The organism is Pseudomonas sp. St316 (assembly GCF_018325905.1).
Lineage (GTDB): Bacteria > Pseudomonadota > Gammaproteobacteria > Pseudomonadales > Pseudomonadaceae > Aquipseudomonas.
In genome coordinates this window covers 814,860-829,650 of the sequence record NZ_AP021901.1, presented here as the reverse complement: position 1 = coordinate 829,650, position 14,791 = coordinate 814,860, and the positions used below count along the sequence as shown (strand labels likewise).

At 62.9% G+C, this 14,791-nt stretch carries 15 protein-coding genes; 2 read left to right on the top strand and 13 right to left on the bottom strand.

Going from position 1 to position 14,791, the window contains the following annotated elements:
- Nucleotides 1-189 precede the first annotated feature (189 nt).
- The 12 genes from lipA to KI237_RS03565 all read right to left on the bottom strand — a co-directional run bounded on the left by lipA (nt 190) and on the right by KI237_RS03565 (nt 11,636).
- Nucleotides 190-1,212 (bottom strand): lipoyl synthase, encoded by a 1,023-nt coding sequence (lipA, locus tag KI237_RS03620; protein WP_502937074.1) that lies wholly within the window; start codon nt 1,210-1,212, stop codon nt 190-192.
- Nucleotide 1,213: 1 nt separating this feature from the next.
- Nucleotides 1,214-1,861, bottom strand: a complete 648-nt coding sequence (gene lipB, locus KI237_RS03615; protein ID WP_003205887.1) for a lipoyl(octanoyl) transferase LipB — start codon at nt 1,859-1,861, stop codon at nt 1,214-1,216.
- Nucleotides 1,861-2,136 (bottom strand): DUF493 domain-containing protein, encoded by a 276-nt coding sequence (locus KI237_RS03610; RefSeq protein ID WP_003185772.1) that lies wholly within the window; start codon nt 2,134-2,136, stop codon nt 1,861-1,863. Before KI237_RS03610 ends, lipB begins: the two co-directional genes overlap by 1 nt.
- 81 nt (nt 2,137-2,217) lie before the next feature.
- Complete coding sequence (locus KI237_RS03605) at nt 2,218-3,375, bottom strand: D-alanyl-D-alanine carboxypeptidase family protein (protein WP_212798840.1); 1,158 nt, start codon at nt 3,373-3,375, stop codon at nt 2,218-2,220.
- Between the two features lie 168 nt (nt 3,376-3,543).
- A complete protein-coding gene (locus KI237_RS03600) occupies nt 3,544-4,569 on the bottom strand; it encodes a septal ring lytic transglycosylase RlpA family protein (protein WP_212798839.1) in 1,026 nt (341 codons plus the stop codon).
- A complete protein-coding gene (gene mltB, locus KI237_RS03595) occupies nt 4,569-5,579 on the bottom strand; it encodes a lytic murein transglycosylase B (RefSeq protein WP_212798838.1) in 1,011 nt (336 codons plus the stop codon). The genes KI237_RS03600 and mltB overlap by 1 nt, the downstream gene beginning before the upstream one ends.
- Nucleotides 5,580-5,596: 17 nt before the next feature.
- Nucleotides 5,597-6,700 carry a rod shape-determining protein RodA gene (gene rodA / locus KI237_RS03590; protein ID WP_212800547.1) on the bottom strand — a complete coding sequence of 368 codons (1,104 nt, stop codon included), beginning with the start codon at nt 6,698-6,700 and terminating at the stop codon, nt 5,597-5,599.
- A 31-nt stretch (nt 6,701-6,731) separates the two neighbouring features.
- Nucleotides 6,732-8,627, bottom strand: coding sequence for a penicillin-binding protein 2 (gene mrdA, locus KI237_RS03585; RefSeq protein WP_212798837.1), 1,896 nt, complete (start codon nt 8,625-8,627; stop codon nt 6,732-6,734).
- Between the two features lie 9 nt (nt 8,628-8,636).
- Nucleotides 8,637-9,104, bottom strand: a complete 468-nt coding sequence (rlmH, locus tag KI237_RS03580) for a 23S rRNA (pseudouridine(1915)-N(3))-methyltransferase RlmH (RefSeq protein WP_003185785.1) — start codon at nt 9,102-9,104, stop codon at nt 8,637-8,639.
- 9 nt (nt 9,105-9,113) lie between these two features.
- Nucleotides 9,114-9,608 carry a ribosome silencing factor gene (gene rsfS, locus KI237_RS03575; RefSeq protein ID WP_003205895.1) on the bottom strand — a complete coding sequence of 165 codons (495 nt, stop codon included), beginning with the start codon at nt 9,606-9,608 and terminating at the stop codon, nt 9,114-9,116.
- A gap of 71 nt (nt 9,609-9,679) precedes the next feature.
- Nucleotides 9,680-10,363: a nicotinate-nucleotide adenylyltransferase gene (nadD, locus tag KI237_RS03570; protein WP_212798836.1), complete on the bottom strand. Its 684-nt coding sequence runs from the start codon at nt 10,361-10,363 to the stop codon at nt 9,680-9,682.
- Between the two features lies 1 nt (nt 10,364).
- Nucleotides 10,365-11,636, bottom strand: a complete 1,272-nt coding sequence (locus tag KI237_RS03565; protein ID WP_212798835.1) for a glutamate-5-semialdehyde dehydrogenase — start codon at nt 11,634-11,636, stop codon at nt 10,365-10,367.
- Nucleotides 11,637-11,832: 196 nt separating this feature from the next.
- On the opposite strand from KI237_RS03565, the gene KI237_RS03560 reads away from it, so the two are divergent.
- Together KI237_RS03560 and KI237_RS03555 are read left to right on the top strand one after the other, a co-directional pair.
- Nucleotides 11,833-12,510 carry a DNA-3-methyladenine glycosylase gene (locus KI237_RS03560; protein WP_212798834.1) on the top strand — a complete coding sequence of 226 codons (678 nt, stop codon included), beginning with the start codon at nt 11,833-11,835 and terminating at the stop codon, nt 12,508-12,510.
- A 177-nt stretch (nt 12,511-12,687) separates the two neighbouring features.
- Nucleotides 12,688-14,004 carry a bifunctional DedA family/phosphatase PAP2 family protein gene (locus KI237_RS03555; RefSeq protein WP_212798833.1) on the top strand — a complete coding sequence of 439 codons (1,317 nt, stop codon included), beginning with the start codon at nt 12,688-12,690 and terminating at the stop codon, nt 14,002-14,004.
- Nucleotides 14,005-14,200: 196 nt separating this feature from the next.
- On the opposite strand, the gene KI237_RS03550 is transcribed toward KI237_RS03555, so the two are convergent.
- The gene (locus tag KI237_RS03550; protein ID WP_212798832.1) at nt 14,201-14,791 is read right to left on the bottom strand and encodes an LON peptidase substrate-binding domain-containing protein; all 591 of its coding nucleotides are present in this window, start codon (nt 14,789-14,791) and stop codon (nt 14,201-14,203) included.

Here is a 14,791-nt window from a genome sequence, read left to right as displayed (position 1 = left end):
GCGGCCCACGAACCAATGCCGGAGTGAAGGCATGCCGAGCCTAGGCGAGGCACCGAGTGGTGGGGCAAAGACCTTTTGGTTACTTTTGGGGCGTTTGCCAAAAGTGACCCGCTGTAAGAGCGGAACCCTAAGTGGCCGTTACCGCAGCAACGGATATGTACGCCACCTACCCGCCCCAAAAATACCGAATCAGGCCCCCAAAAGCTCAGCCTTGACCAACTTAGCCTGCTCATCCGCATGATACGAAGACCGCACCAACGGCCCCGAAGCCACGTTCTTGAAGCCCATCTTGTACCCTTCCTCGGCAAACCAGGCAAAGGTATCCGGATGCACAAAACGCTGCACCGGCAAGTGACTACGCGAAGGCTGCAGGTACTGCCCCAAGGTCAGCATATCGATGTCATGCTCACGCATGCGCTTCATGACCTCGATGACTTCCTCATCAGTCTCACCCAGGCCCAGCATCAAGCCAGACTTGGTCGGAATGTGCGGCATCATCTGCTTGAAGCGTTGCAGCAAGGTCAGCGACCACTGGTAGTCCGAGCCCGGGCGCGCGGCCTTGTACAGGCGCGGCACGGTTTCCAGGTTGTGGTTGAACACATCCGGTGGCTCGGCGGCGGTGATTTCCAGGGCGATGTCCATGCGGCCACGGTAATCGGGCACCAGGGTTTCCAACTGGACGTTCGGCGACAGCTTGCGGATCTCGCGGATGCAGTCGGCAAAGTGCTGGGCACCGCCGTCACGCAAGTCGTCGCGGTCCACCGAGGTGATGACCACGTACTTGAGTTTCAGGTCGGCGATGGCGATGGCCAGGCTTTGCGGTTCATTAGTGTCCAGCGGCTTCGGACGACCGTGGCCGACGTCACAGAATGGGCAGCGACGGGTGCAGATGTCGCCCATGATCATGAACGTGGCAGTGCCGCCGGAGAAGCACTCGCCCAGGTTCGGGCAGGAGGCTTCTTCGCAGACGCTGTGCAGCTTGTGCTTGCGCAGCAGGGCCTTGATCCGGTCGACTTCCGGGGACACCGGGATGCGCACGCGAATCCAGTCAGGCTTCTTCGGCAACTCGGTGGTCGGGATGATCTTGACCGGGATGCGTGCAACCTTCTCGGCGCCGCGCAGCTTGACGCCGGCCTCTACCTTGGCACGTGGGGCCGGACGCTCGGTGACGTCCTGCGTCGGGATCATGGTTTGCACTGCATCAGTAGTCATATCAGTCGATTCCGCCCGTGAGGGTCGTCTGCTCAGCATAGTCGAGGTGTTTGACGAGCTGCGCGCGCAGCCGGGCACTTACCTCGGCAAATTCAATCGATCCTGCATGCTCGCTCAACTGGGTCATCGCCAGTCCCGCGTAGCCACAGGGATTAATCCGTCGAAATGGCGCAAGGTCCATGTCCACGTTCAGCGCCAGGCCATGAAACGAACAGCCGTGGCGGATTCGCAATCCCAAGGAGGCGATCTTCGCCCCGTCGACATAGACACCCGGCGCATCCGGCTTGGCCGCCGCCGTCACACCATAGCTGGCCAGCAGCTCGATCAGGCATGTCTCCATGCGGGTGACCAGCTCGCGCACGCCAAACCCCAGCTTGCGCACATCCAGCAACAGGTAGGCGACCAGCTGGCCAGGGCCATGGTAGGTCACCTGCCCGCCCCGGTCGACCTTCACCACCGGGATATCCCCCGGCAGCAACAGGTGCTCGGCCTTGCCGGCCTGGCCCTGGGTGAACACCGGTGGGTGTTCCACCAGCCAGACTTCATCGTCGGCGGTGGTGCCGCGTTCGTTCGTGAAGCGTTGCATGGCATGCCAGACCGGCTCGTAAGCCATCGTGCCCAGCTCGCGAAAGCCCAGCGTGCCCGGCATCACAACACCATGTGCACGAAACCGGTCGCTCGCAGCTCGCTGTTGATGTCGTAGAGCTGTTCCTGGCCGGTGGCAATGATGTGCAACTGGATCGTCGTGTACTTGCCGTTGGTACTCTGGCGCTCGGCCAGGGTCTTGTGGTCAACGGTGGCGTGTTTTTCAAGGATCGCAATGATCCGGTCCTTGAAACCCACGCCGGTGTCGCCGATGACCTTGATCGGATAATCCGCGCAGGGGAATTCGATCTTTGGCGCTTTTACTTCAGAGTCTGTCATGGGGTAACGGCCTCGTAAGCCGTGGTAACGCACATGGCCCCGCTCCGGATGGGAACGAGGCCATGCAGGTCAACACTTCAATCAGTTGAACAAGCCGTAGAAGAATAGACGGATGCTATCCCACATGCGGCGGAAGATACCACCTTCCTCGACCGCGTCCAGAGCGATCAGGTCAGCGCTGTGCACCACTTTGTCGTCCAGTTTGACTTCGACTTTACCGATCACGTCGCCCTTGGCGATGGGAGCGGTCAGTTGCGGGTTCATGGTCATGCTGGCAGCGAGCTTCTTGAGCTGGCCTTTAGGCAAGGTCATGGTCAGGTCCTGGGCCAGGCCGGCCTTCACCTGATTGGTGCTGCCTTTCCAGACCTGGGCCTGGGCCAGTTCGGTGCCCTTCTGGTAGAAGGTCTGGGTTTCGAAGAAACGGAAACCGTAGGTCAGCAGCTTCTGGGTCTCGGCGGCACGGGCCACTTCGCTGCTGGTGCCGAAGACGACGGCGATCAGGCGCATGCCGTCACGCACGGCCGAGGACACCATGCAGTAGCCGGCTTCGTCGGTGTGGCCGGTCTTCAGGCCATCGACGGTCTTGTCGCGCCACAGCAGCAGGTTGCGGTTAGGCTGCTTGATACCGTTCCAGAAGAATTCCTTCTGGGAGTAGATGGCGTAGTGCGCCGGGTCTTCGTGAATGATCGCCCGTGCCAACAGCGCCATGTCGTGAGCCGACGAATAGTGCTCAGGGTTCGGCAGGCCGGTGGGGTTCATGAAGTGGCTGTTGGTCATGCCCAGGTCGGCCACGGTTTTGTTCATCATGTCGGCGAACGCATCTTCGCTGCCGGCGATGTGCTCGGACAGGGCGACGCTGGCGTCGTTGCCGGACTGGATGATGATGCCATGCAGCAGGTCGCTGACGGTCACTTGCGAACCGACCTTGATGAACATCCGCGAACCGCCGGTACGCCAGGCGTTTTCGCTGACGGTCACCGGATCGTTTTCACCGATCTGGCCACGACGGATTTCCAGGGTGGCGATGTAGGCGGTCATCAGCTTGGTCAGGCTGGCCGGCGGCAGGCGCTGGTCACCGTTGTTCTCTACCAGGACCTCGCCGCTGCTGGCATCCATGAGCACAAAGGATTTGGCGGCCAATTGAGGAGGCGCAGGCATCATCTCGACCGCGAACGCGGCTGGGGAGAGAAGCAGCGGGACTAGCAGGCAAAGGCGTTTGGCAAAGGTGGTGATGTTCATCCGTCTCTCGAAATCGCTAATGGGACTGCCCGAAGGCAAAACTAGAACAGGCGACCTTCTAACGGGTCGCCGCGTATTTAAGTTGCTCACTCACAACCCTTGCCGGGCTTTTGTTATTCATGGAGCCAACAACCTGACCCGCTCCAACCGCAAGCGGGCCTCAATCAATTACTCGGCGGTGACCAGGCTCGGCGAACCGAGATTGGCCAGGCGCACGCTGTTCTGCACTTGCTGGACTTCACCCGGAGAACCGATCGGCCCCAGGCGCACCCGATGCAGTGTCTGCTGGTTGCGCACGATCGAGCTGATGAACACCGGGGCGCTCACCATCGAGCTGAGCTTCGATCTCAACAGCTCGGCAGCGTCCGGGTTGGCGAACGCGCCCACTTGCAGAAACTGGCCAGACGCTGTTGCAGAAGCGTTTTTTTTTGCATCGATCTGCACCGGCAGCACGGCCGCGGCGTGTTGCTGCGGCGGTGGGGTCCACTGCTCGACCGTACCGGTGGACGCCGTCACGGTCGGCGCGGCATTTTGCGCCACTTTCGGCTCGTTGAGCATCAAAGGCGCCGGACGGCCGCGTTGGGCCCACCATTCCTGCGGGTCAATGCCTTCGACCTTGACCCGGGCGGTGCCGATTTCAGCGTAACCGAGTTTTTTCGCCGCCGCATACGACAAGTCGATGATGCGGTCGGAATAGAACGGCCCACGGTCATTGACCCGCAGGATCACGCTCTTGTTGTTGTCCAGGTTGGTCACCCGCACGTAGCTGGGCAGCGGCAAGGTCTTGTGGGCCGCGCTCATGCCGTACAGGTCATACACTTCGCCGTTGGCGGTGTTCTGGCCGTGGAACTTGGTGCCGTACCAGGACGCCGTGCCCGAGGCCACGTAGCGCTTGGAGTCGGCCATCGGAAAATAGGTCTTGCCCAGCACCGTGTAGGGGTTGGCCTTGTAGGGGCCGGTGTGCAGGGTTGGCGTGGCGTCGGGAATGCGCGAGACATCCACGTCCCACCACGGCGCGCCGTCCTTGTGGGCCCGGTTGATGTCCAGGCCGGGCGTCGCGCGCACGGCGGTGGAGTTTTTCTGGGCCGGCGCGCGGCTGGTCGAACAACTGACGACCAACAGCGACAGCGCGGCCAACGCCACGAGCTTGAGGGGCTTGGCTTTCAGGGGTTGATAGGTAGGCAATGCCCGCATTATTTGACGCCCCGTGCTTTGACCAGCTCTTCAGACAGTTGATATACGGCCATGGCGTACATCACGCTGCGGTTATAACGCGTAATCGCGTAGAAATTCTTCAGGCCCATCCAGTATTCGGGGCCTTGTTCGCCTTCCAGGCGTATCGCAGTGACCGGCATGTCGTCACGCAGCGCATCATGACTCGACCAGCCCAGCGCCCGCAACTCCCCGACGGTTTTCGTCGGCTCGATGCCCTCGGTCAGCCCCTCGTCCACCTGCTCGCCCCGCACATCGGCACGGCTGACCACCGGCTGGCCGGCTTCCCAGCCGTGGCGCTTGAAATAGCTGGCAACACTGCCGATGGCATCGGTCGGGTTGGTCCAGATATTGATGTGGCCGTCGTCGTCGAAGTCCACCGCGTAAGCGCGAAAACTGCTCGGCATGAATTGCGGCAGGCCCATGGCCCCGGCATAGGAACCCTTGAGGGTCAGCGGGTCGACCTGCTCTTCGCGAGCCAGCAGCAGGAACTCGCGCAGCTCCTTGCGGAAGAATTCGGCGCGCGGCGGGTAATCGAAGCCCAGGGTCGACAGTGCGTCGATCACCCGGAAATTCCCGGTGTTACGGCCAAAGAAAGTCTCGACGCCAATGATCGCCACGATGAACTGGGCCGGTACGCCGTATTCCTGCTCGGCACGGGCCAGGGCCGCCTCGTGCTGGCGCCAGAAGTCCACGCCCCGGGCGATACGCGCCTCGGTGATGAACATCGGCCGGTACTCGCTCCACTGCTTGACCCGCTCGGCGGGCCGGGAGATGGCGTCAAGGATCGACTGCTTGCGCTCGGCCTCGCGAAACACCCCCATCAGCTGCTCACCGGCAAAACCGTAGTCGCGGGTCATCTCGCCAACGAATTCGGCCACCTGCGGCGAACCTTCGTATTCGCCGGCCTGGGCATGGGACGCGCCGCCCAGGAAGCCGACCAGGCCGACCCACGGCGCATATCGCGTCGACCAGCCGCGCATTGCTTGCATTGAACTCTTCACCTTATTCAAACCTGCGCGATCCACTTGCGATGCGTATGAATCGACATCAAAACCCCAAACGCTGACAGTAGTGTCACCAGCGAAGTTCCTCCGTAGCTAATGAATGGCAACGGCACCCCCACGACCGGTAACAGGCCACTGACCATACCGATGTTGACGAAAACGTAAACAAAAAACGTCATGGTCAGGCTGCCCGCCAGCAACTTGCCGAACAGCGTCTGGGCCTGGGCGGTGATCACCAGCCCCCGGCCGATCAACAGCAAATAGATCAGCAGCAGCACGCAGATGCCCACCAGGCCGAACTCCTCGCCCATCACGGCGATGATGAAGTCGGTGTGGCTTTCCGGCAAAAAGTCCAGGTGCGACTGGGTGCCCATCAGCCAGCCCTTGCCGAACACCCCGCCGGAGCCGATGGCGGCCTTGGACTGGATGATGTTCCAGCCGGTGCCCAGCGGATCGCTCTCCGGGTCGAGGAAGGTCAAGATGCGTTGCTTCTGGTAATCGTGCATCACGAAGTACCACATGGCCACCGACACCGGCACGGCGATGGCGATGACGCTGAGGATCCAGCGCCAGCGCAACCCGCCCATGAATAGCACGAAGGCGCCGCCGGCCAGGATCAGCAGCGAAGTGCCAAGGTCCGGCTGGCGCACGATCAGGATGAACGGGATGCCGATCAGCAACAGGCTGATGCACACGTGCTTGAGCTGCGGCGGCAGGGTGCGCTTGGACAAGTACCAGGCGATGGTCGCCGGCATGATGATCTTGAGGAATTCCGAAGGCTGGAAGCGGATCACCCCGGGGATGTTGATCCAGCGGGTGGCGCCCATGGCGTTGTGACCCATCACGTCCACCACCACCAGCAGGCTCACGCCCACCACATAGGCCAGCGGCACCCAGCGGGCCATGAAGCGCGGCTCGAGCTGGGCAATGACGATCATCGACACCAGGCCGATGCCAAACGAGGTGGCCTGCTTACCCAGCAGGTCCCAGTTTTTGCCACTGGCCGAATACAGCACGAACAGGCTACCTGCGGCGAGGGTCAGCAGCAGGATGAGCAACGGGCCATCGATGTGCATGCGCTGCAACAAGGTGGCACGACGGCGCATCACATCCTCGCTGGAGAGGATCCGGTCGAAATTATTCTTCACGGGCCGTAGCCTCCGCAGTGATCGGGCTTGCGTATTCAGGCTTGAGCTGGCCGTGCTCATCCAGCAGCCAGGCGTCCATGATCTGGCGCACCACCGGCGCGGCGACGCCGGAACCCGACTCACCGTTCTCGACCATCACCGCCACGACGATCTTCGGGTTGTCGGCCGGCGCGAAGCCAACGAACAAGGCGTGGTCGCGGTGGCGTTCCTGGACCTTGGAGCGGTCGTACTTCTCGCCCTGCTTGATGGCGACGACCTGGGCCGTACCACTCTTGCCGGCAATCCGGTACTGCGCGCCGATGGCCGCCTTGCGGGCGGTGCCCCGGGCGCCGTGCATCACCTGCTGCATGCCGTTGTTGACCTTCTGCCAGTCCGACGGATTGCGCAGGATGATGTCCGGCATCGGGTCCGGGTCCAGGGGTTTCTGGCCTTCGATGGTCCTGGCCAGGTGCGGGCGATACCACTTGCCCTTGCTCGCCACCAGCGCTGTGGCCTGGGCCAGTTGCAAGGGCGTGGCCTGCATGTAGCCCTGGCCGATCCCCAGGATCAGGGTTTCGCCAGGGAACCAGGCCTGGCGCCGGGTCACGCGCTTCCATTCCCGGGATGGCATCAGACCGGGCGACTCTTCGAACATGTCCAGGGAGACTTTCTGACCCAGGCCAAACTTGTTCATGTAGGACGACAACCGATCGATCCCCAGCTTGTGGGCCAGGTCATAGAAGTAGGTGTCGTTGGAACGCATGATGGCCGTTTCCAGGTCCACATAACCGTCGCCGGTGCGGTTCCAGTTGCGGTACTTGTGGTCGTAGTTGGGCAGCATGTAATAGCCGGGGTCAAAGACCCGGCTCGACGCGGTCACCACGCCGGAGTCCAGCCCGGCAATCGCCACGGCCGGCTTGATGGTCGAGCCCGGCGGATAGAGGCCGCGCAGCACACGGTTGAACAGCGGTCGGTCGATGGAATCGCGCAACTCGGCGTAGGCCTTGAAGCTGATCCCGGTGACGAACAGGTTCGGGTCGAAACTCGGCTGGCTGACCATCGCCAGGACCTCGCCGGTGTTCGGGTCCAGCGCCACCACGGCCCCACGCCGGCCGCCCAGCGCCGCTTCGGCGGCCTCTTGCAGCTTGATGTCCAGGCTCAGGACGATGTCCTTGCCGGGAATCGGATCGGTACGCTTGAGCACCCGCAATACGCGGCCGCGGGCGTTGGTCTCGACTTCCTCGTAACCCACCTGGCCATGCAGCTCGGGCTCGTAGAAACGCTCGATGCCGGTCTTGCCTATATGGTGGGTGCCGCTGTAATTGACCGGATCGAGGGTCTTGAGCTCTTTCTCGTTGATCCGCCCCATGTAGCCGACCGAGTGGGCGAAGTGCGGCCCCTGGGGATAATGCCGCACCAATTGCGCCACCACCTCGACGCCAGGCAGGCGGAACTGGTTCACGGCGATCAGGGCGATCTGCTCTTCGGTCAACTCGAACAGGATCGGCACCGGCTCGAACGGTCGCCGGCCCTGGCGCATGCGTTTCTCGAAGATCGCCCGGTCCTCGGGCGTGAGTTGCAGCACTTCGACGATTACGTCGAGCACCTGCTGCCAGTCGCCGGAGCGCTCGCGGGTCATGCTCAGGCTGAAGCTGGGCCGGTTATCGGCCACCACCACGCCGTTGCGGTCGAAGATCAGCCCGCGGGTCGGCGGAATCGGCTGCACATGCACCCGGTTGTTTTCCGACAGGGTCGAGTGATACTCGTACTGGATCACCTGGAGGAAATACAGCCGCGCGATCAGCACCCCGATCAGCGTCACCACGGTAATGGCGCCGAACACGACGCGGCCCCGCACCAGACGGGCGTCTTTTTCGTGGTCCTTGATGCGGATCGGCTGGGGCATGGGGCAGGCTTACTTGTGGTAAGGGTGCCCGGACAGGACTGTCCAGGCACGATACAGCTGTTCGCCGATCAGGATCCGCACCAGCGGGTGTGGCAACGTCAACGGCGACAATGACCAGCGCTGATCGGCCCGGGCACAGACTTCCGGCGCCAGCCCTTCCGGGCCACCGACCATGAAATTGACCGTGCGCGAATCCAGCCGCCAGCGATCGAGCTCCACCGCCAACTGCTCGGTGCTCCAGGGCTTGCCATGGACTTCGAGGGTGACAATGCGCTCGTTCGGCCCGACCTTGGCCAACATGGCTTCGCCTTCCTGGCGGATGAAGCGCGCCACGTCGGCGTTCTTGCCACGGGTGTTGAGCGGAATTTCCACCAGTTCCAGCGCCAGCTCGGACGGAAGACGCTTGGCATATTCATGCCAGCCTTCTTCCACCCACTTGGGCATGCGAGAACCGACGGCGATCAGGCGCAGTCGCACAGCGGTCCCTTATTGCTGGTCTTTGTTGAGCTTGGTGAAGTGCTCATGGGGGTTTTCCGGGCTGTGGTGCGCGGCGCTGGCCGAACGGCTCTGCTCGGCACCGGCCCACAGGCGCTCCAGGTCGTAGAACTGGCGCGCCGAAGCAGTCATCATGTGCACGATGACATCGTCCATGTCCAGCAGGACCCAGTCGCTGTCGCCCTTGCCTTCTTCACCCAGCGGCTTGACGCCCTGGGCCTTGACCGCTTCGCGGACCTTGTCCAGCATCGCGCCGATCTGGCGGTTGGAGGTACCGGTGGCGATGATCATGTAGTCCGTGATGCTCTGCTTTTCACGAACGTCGATCACCTGGATGTCCTGGGCCTTGACGTCTTCCAGGGCGGCAACGGCCACCTTGACCAGCTCTTCACCAGCCAGTACGACGCCGGTGTGGGCCTCTACCGGCAGCGGGGCGCTTTTGAACGTGCCTTTGCGCTTTACTTTGTTTACGTCTTTGTCAGTCATATAAAACTCGTTTTGCTCGTATGTTCGGGCGCTTCGCTACACGCATTCACGTGCCTTGAAGCGCGCCTCTTTCAGTTCGACGCACGGTACAGCCCGTGCGCATCGATGTAGGCCAGGACCGCGTCGGGCACCAGGAAACGTACCGACTTACCGCTGGCCAGCAGTTGACGGATCTGGGTGGCGGATACCGCGAGCGGCGTCTGCCAGACGAATGCAATCTGTCCGCTCGGCCCTTTCAAGGCCAGCGGGTCGCTCACCGAGCGGGCCGCCAGCAGGTTGCGCAAGGCATCCGGCGGCTCGCTGTCGGCATCCGGGCGTTGCAGCACCAGGATGTGGCAATGCTGGAGCAACTCTTCCCAGCGATGCCAAGTGGGCAGGCCGCAAAATGCGTCCCAGCCCAGAAGCAGAAAAACCTGGGCATCAACGGCCAGTTCGGCGCGCATCAGCTCCAGGGTATCAATGGTGTAGGACGGTTTGTCCCGCTGCAATTCGCGGGCGTCCACCACCAACGGTGCCACACCGGCCACCGCGCACTCGACCATCGCCAGGCGGTCCTGCGCCGACACCTGCGGCGTATCCCGGTGAGGCGGCCGGGCGTTGGGCGTCAGGCGTAGCTCATCGAGGGCCAGGGCGTCGGCGACTTCCAGCGCACCGCGCAAATGGCCGATGTGCACCGGGTCGAACGTGCCGCCCAGGATACCGATGCGCCGGGGCGGGGTTGTCGTCACTGCGGCTGACGGGTCGAGGTCGCCCAAGTCAGACCGGCTCCTGTCCGCGCAACTGGCCGTCACCGACCACGATGTACTTCTCGCAGGTCAGGCCTTCAAGGCCCACCGGGCCGCGGGCGTGCAGCTTATCAGTAGAAATGCCGATCTCGGCACCTAATCCGTATTCGAAGCCGTCGGCGAAGCAGGTCGGGGTGTTGATCATCACCGACGCCGAATCCACTTCAGCCACGAAGCGCCGGGTTTCAGCCAGGTTTTCACTGACAATGGAATCGGTGTGGTGTGAGCCGTGGCGGTTGATGTGCTCGATGGCCTCCTCCACCCCGTCGACCACACGGATCGACAGGATCGGCGCCAAGTATTCGGTGTCCCAGTCTTCTTGCGTGGCCGCAACGGCCTCGATGATCGCCCGGGTGCGCTCGCAACCGCGCAGTTCGACGCCTTTTTCGCGGAACTGGGCAGCCATCGACGGCAGGAAGTCCTGGGCAACGGTCTGGTCCACCAGCAGCGTTTCCATCGCGCCGCAGATACCGTAGCGGTAGGTCTTGGCGTTGAAGGCGATGCGTTGGGCCTTCGGCAAGTCGGCGTGAGCGCTGACGTAGACGTGGCAGATGCCGTCCAGGTGCTTGATCACCGGCACGCGGGCGTCACGGCTGACCCGTTCGATCAGGCCCTTGCCGCCACGGGGCACGATGACATCGACAAACTCGGGCATGGTGATCAGTGCGCCGACGGCGGCACGGTCGGTGGTTTCCACCACTTGCACCACGGCCGCCGGCAGATCGGCCTCGGCCAGGCCGCGCTGGATGCAGGCAGCAATGGCACGGTTGGAATGAATCGCCTCGGAGCCGCCACGCAGGATGGTCGCGTTGCCCGACTTCAGGCACAGGCTCGCGGCGTCGATGGTCACGTTCGGCCGCGACTCGTAGATGATCCCGACCACGCCCAGGGGCACGCGCATCTTGCCCACCTGGATGCCCGACGGCCGGTAGCTCATGTCGCGGATCGCGCCGACCGGGTCCGGCAGCGCCGCGACCTGGCGCAGACCGACGATCATGCCGTCGATGCGGGCCGGGGTCAGCGCCAGGCGCTCGAGCATGGCCGGTTCTAGGCCATTGGCCCGACCAGCGGCCAGGTCCAGCTCGTTGGCGGCGGACAACTCGGCACGCGCAGCATCCAGCGCATTGGCGGCGGCCTGCAGGGCGCGGTTTTTCTGCGCGGTGCTGGCCCGGCCGATGATGCGCGACGCTTGGCGAGCGGCGCGACCCAGGCGGGTCATGTAGTCAAGAACGGACTCAGTCATGGTCTGTGTGGTCTTGGCGATGAGGAAAGCGGCAGATTATAGCTGTCGTAACCCGCGACTAACAGCATGGACTCACAGCAGTGACCGGCGGAGGAGCAAAACCGGCGTAAACAGCCGGTTGAAGCGACTGTTCAGCGGTGATTAAGCTTTCCATTGCTATCATCGCGCTTCCTTTGGCCTCACTTCGTTTAACACCATGACCGATTTGCCATTGCCCAACGCCCTGCCCCACGCCTTTTTCGAACGCGACGCCCAGGTGCTTGCCAAGGACCTGCTGGGCAAAGTCATTCGTCACAAGGTGGGTGACTTGTGGCTTAGCGCGCGGATCATTGAGACCGAGGCGTACTACTTTGCCGAAAAGGGCAGCCACGCCTCGTTGGGTTACACAGAAAAACGTAAGGCTTTGTTTCTGGATGGCGGCCACATCTATATGTACTACGCCCGGGGCGGCGATTCGTTGAACTTCAGCGCCCAAGGTCCCGGCAATGCAGTGCTGATCAAATCGGCGTACCCGTGGGTCGACGCCCTTTCCGGGCCGGCGAGCCTGGCGCAGATGCTGCTCAACAACCCCGACGCCCAAGGACGGCCGCGCATACCGCAAAAACTCTGTGCCGGCCAGACCTTGTTGTGCAAAGCCCTGGAGCTGAAAGTGCCGGACTGGGACGCCAAACGTTTCGACCCCGAGCGCCTGCTGGTGGAAGATGTCGGCGTGCCGACGGTCAATGCAATCCAGACCACCCGCCTGGGCATTCCCCAGGGACGGGACGAACATCTGCCCTACCGCTTCGTCGACGCGGCCTATGCGCCGTGGTGCACCCGCAACCCGTTGCGACGCGGACAGGTTGAAGGGCGCGATTATTTTTTGTTGCCCTGATGAAATACCGCATCTCCCTGTGGGAGCGGGCTTGTGGGAGCAAGGCTTGCCCGCGATGCAGGCGACACGGATCAACAATAAGGTCGCGTCATCGTTCGTCGCGAGCAAGCTTTGCTCCCACAAGCTCTCCCCACAGTAAAAAATGCATGCCGCTTACTATTCAATGGAGTTGTTCTTATGGGCCCATGGCTCGATAGCATCACCGGCTGGTTGACCGTCAACCCGCAATGGCTGGCGGTGGCGGTGTTCATCGTCGCCTGCGTGGAGTGCCTGGCCATCGCCGGCCTGATCGTGCCGGGTACGGTGCTGTTGTTTGCCATCGCCGTGCTGGCCGGCAGCGGCGCGCTGTCCTTGGGCGAGACATTGCTGCTGGGCCTGCTCGGCGGCTTGCTGGGGGACCTGGTGTCGTACTTCCTCGGCCGGCATTTCCACCAGAACATCCGGCGCCTGCCGGGGCTGCGGCAACACCCGGAATGGATGAGCGCTGCGGAAAACTATTTCCAGCGCTACGGCATCGCCAGCCTGCTGGTGGGCCGTTTTATCGGCCCGCTACGGCCCATGTTGCCGATGGTGGCCGGGATGTGCGACATGCCATTCCCGCGTTTCGCCGCCGTCAGCGTGCTGGCCGCGACAGGCTGGACCGTGGCCTACCTGCTGCCGGGCTGGGCCACCGGGGCGGCGTTTCGCCTGCCGTTGCCCGAAGGTTTCTGGCCGCAGGCCGGGGTGGTCGTCGGTAGCATCGCAGTGATGATCGGGCTGAGCGTCAACAGCAGCCTGCGTCGCCACCGGCATGCCACGGCGCTGATTGCAGGCCTGGGCCTGGTGATCCTGATCGGCTTGTTCATCGGCTTTCGCTACCTCACGGCCTTCGACCAAGGGCTGATGACACTGGTCCAGGAGCATCGCAGCCCGATGCTGGACGAAATCGCCGTGACCTTCACGCTGATCGGCGAATTCCGCTTCATGCTGATCTTCAGCGCCCTGCTGACCGCCCTGCTGTTGCTGGCGCGCCAATGGCGGCAGGCAATTTTTGCCGGGGGCACGATGCTGATCACCGCCCTGGCCAACACCGGCAGCAAGCACTTCTTTGCCCGGGTACGCCCGGAAATCCTTACCGATCCGCTGACCAGCTACAGCATGCCCAGCGGCCATGCCTCTGGCTCGTTCGCACTGTTCCTGACCCTCGCCGTCCTGGCCGGCCGCGGCCAACCGCCCCGCCTGCGCCTGACCTGGCTGCTGCTGGGCTGCCTGCCGGCGCTGGCCATCGCCCTGTCAAGGGTCTACCTGGGAGCGCACTGGCCGAGCGACATCATCGCCGGCGCCATGCTTGCCGCCTGCGTCTGCGCCGCCGCCCTGTGGTTGAGCCAGCGCCAGACCCCACTGCCGGCCATGCCGCCGAAAGTCTGGTGGCTGGTCCTGCCGACGCTGGTGGCGGCGTTCAGCTTCTTCGCGCTGCGGCACTTGCCGCATGCGATGTTGCGGTATGCCTATTGAAACTGGAGGCAGCAATCGCGAGCAAGCTCGCTCCCACAGGGGGCCGAGTTACTGCAGAAAGAATGCGATCGACTGTGGGAGCGAGCTTGCTCGCGATTGCGACGGGCCAGTCAAGATGAAGCCTGCTGACCCGACGCTATCGCGAGCAAGCTCGCTCCCACAAGGGTTCAGCGCTATTCAGTGAGCAGGCGCTAGATCAGGCGAACAACTCGCCCTGCAACTCATCGAGCAACGCCTGGATCGCATCCAGCCGCTGCTGGGGATCATCGAGTTGCAGCAGGTCGATCTTGTCCAGCTCATTGAACGGCAGCAGGTAGGCCAGTTGATTGGCCAGCGATTGCTGGCCGGTCGCTTCGGCGCCCATGTTCAGCGCCTCGACCATCGGGTGCTCGGCCAGAGCCTTGAGCAGCGCCACCAGATCGGCGTCTTCCTCTTGCAGCGGTTGCTCCGGTTCATCTTCCAGCCACTCGACCTCCGCGACCGTCAGTTGATCCGCCTGGACGCTGCTGCCATGGACGATAAAGCGCCGCCCGCCCTGCACCCGAATGCCCAGCAGACCATTGTCCTGCTGGGAGAAATCGGTGATGCGCGCTTCGCAACCGACCCGCGCGTAGCCTTCAGGCGCGATGCCGACTTCCTCACCATCGAGGATGCACACCACACCGAAGCCTTCACCCTTTTTCATGCAGCGCCCGATCATGTCGAGGTAACGCGCCTCGAAAATCTGCAAGTCGAGGATGCAACCGGGGAACAGCACAGTGTTCAACGGGAAAAGCGGCAAGCTCAT

Excerpts from the sequence above, each read along its gene's own strand:
- lipA (WP_502937074.1), bottom strand. The coding sequence starts at position 1,212 with ATGACTACTGATGCAGTGCAAACCATGATCCCGACGCAGGACGTCACC.
- lipB (WP_003205887.1), bottom strand. The coding sequence starts at position 1,861 with ATGCCGGGCACGCTGGGCTTTCGCGAGCTGGGCACGATGGCTTACGAG.
- KI237_RS03610 (WP_003185772.1), bottom strand. The coding sequence starts at position 2,136 with ATGACAGACTCTGAAGTAAAAGCGCCAAAGATCGAATTCCCCTGCGCG.
- KI237_RS03605 (WP_212798840.1), bottom strand. The coding sequence starts at position 3,375 with ATGAACATCACCACCTTTGCCAAACGCCTTTGCCTGCTAGTCCCGCTG.
- KI237_RS03600 (WP_212798839.1), bottom strand. The coding sequence starts at position 4,569 with ATGCGGGCATTGCCTACCTATCAACCCCTGAAAGCCAAGCCCCTCAAG.
- mltB (WP_212798838.1), bottom strand. The coding sequence starts at position 5,579 with ATGCAAGCAATGCGCGGCTGGTCGACGCGATATGCGCCGTGGGTCGGC.
- rodA (WP_212800547.1), bottom strand. The coding sequence starts at position 6,700 with ATGCGCCGTCGTGCCACCTTGTTGCAGCGCATGCACATCGATGGCCCG.
- mrdA (WP_212798837.1), bottom strand. The coding sequence starts at position 8,627 with ATGCCCCAGCCGATCCGCATCAAGGACCACGAAAAAGACGCCCGTCTG.
- rsfS (WP_003205895.1), bottom strand. The coding sequence starts at position 9,608 with ATGACTGACAAAGACGTAAACAAAGTAAAGCGCAAAGGCACGTTCAAA.
- KI237_RS03565 (WP_212798835.1), bottom strand. The coding sequence starts at position 11,636 with ATGACTGAGTCCGTTCTTGACTACATGACCCGCCTGGGTCGCGCCGCT.
- KI237_RS03560 (WP_212798834.1), top strand. The coding sequence starts at position 11,833 with ATGACCGATTTGCCATTGCCCAACGCCCTGCCCCACGCCTTTTTCGAA.
- KI237_RS03555 (WP_212798833.1), top strand. The coding sequence starts at position 12,688 with ATGGGCCCATGGCTCGATAGCATCACCGGCTGGTTGACCGTCAACCCG.
- KI237_RS03550 (WP_212798832.1), bottom strand. The coding sequence starts at position 14,791 with ATGAGCTTGCCGCTTTTCCCGTTGAACACTGTGCTGTTCCCCGGTTGC.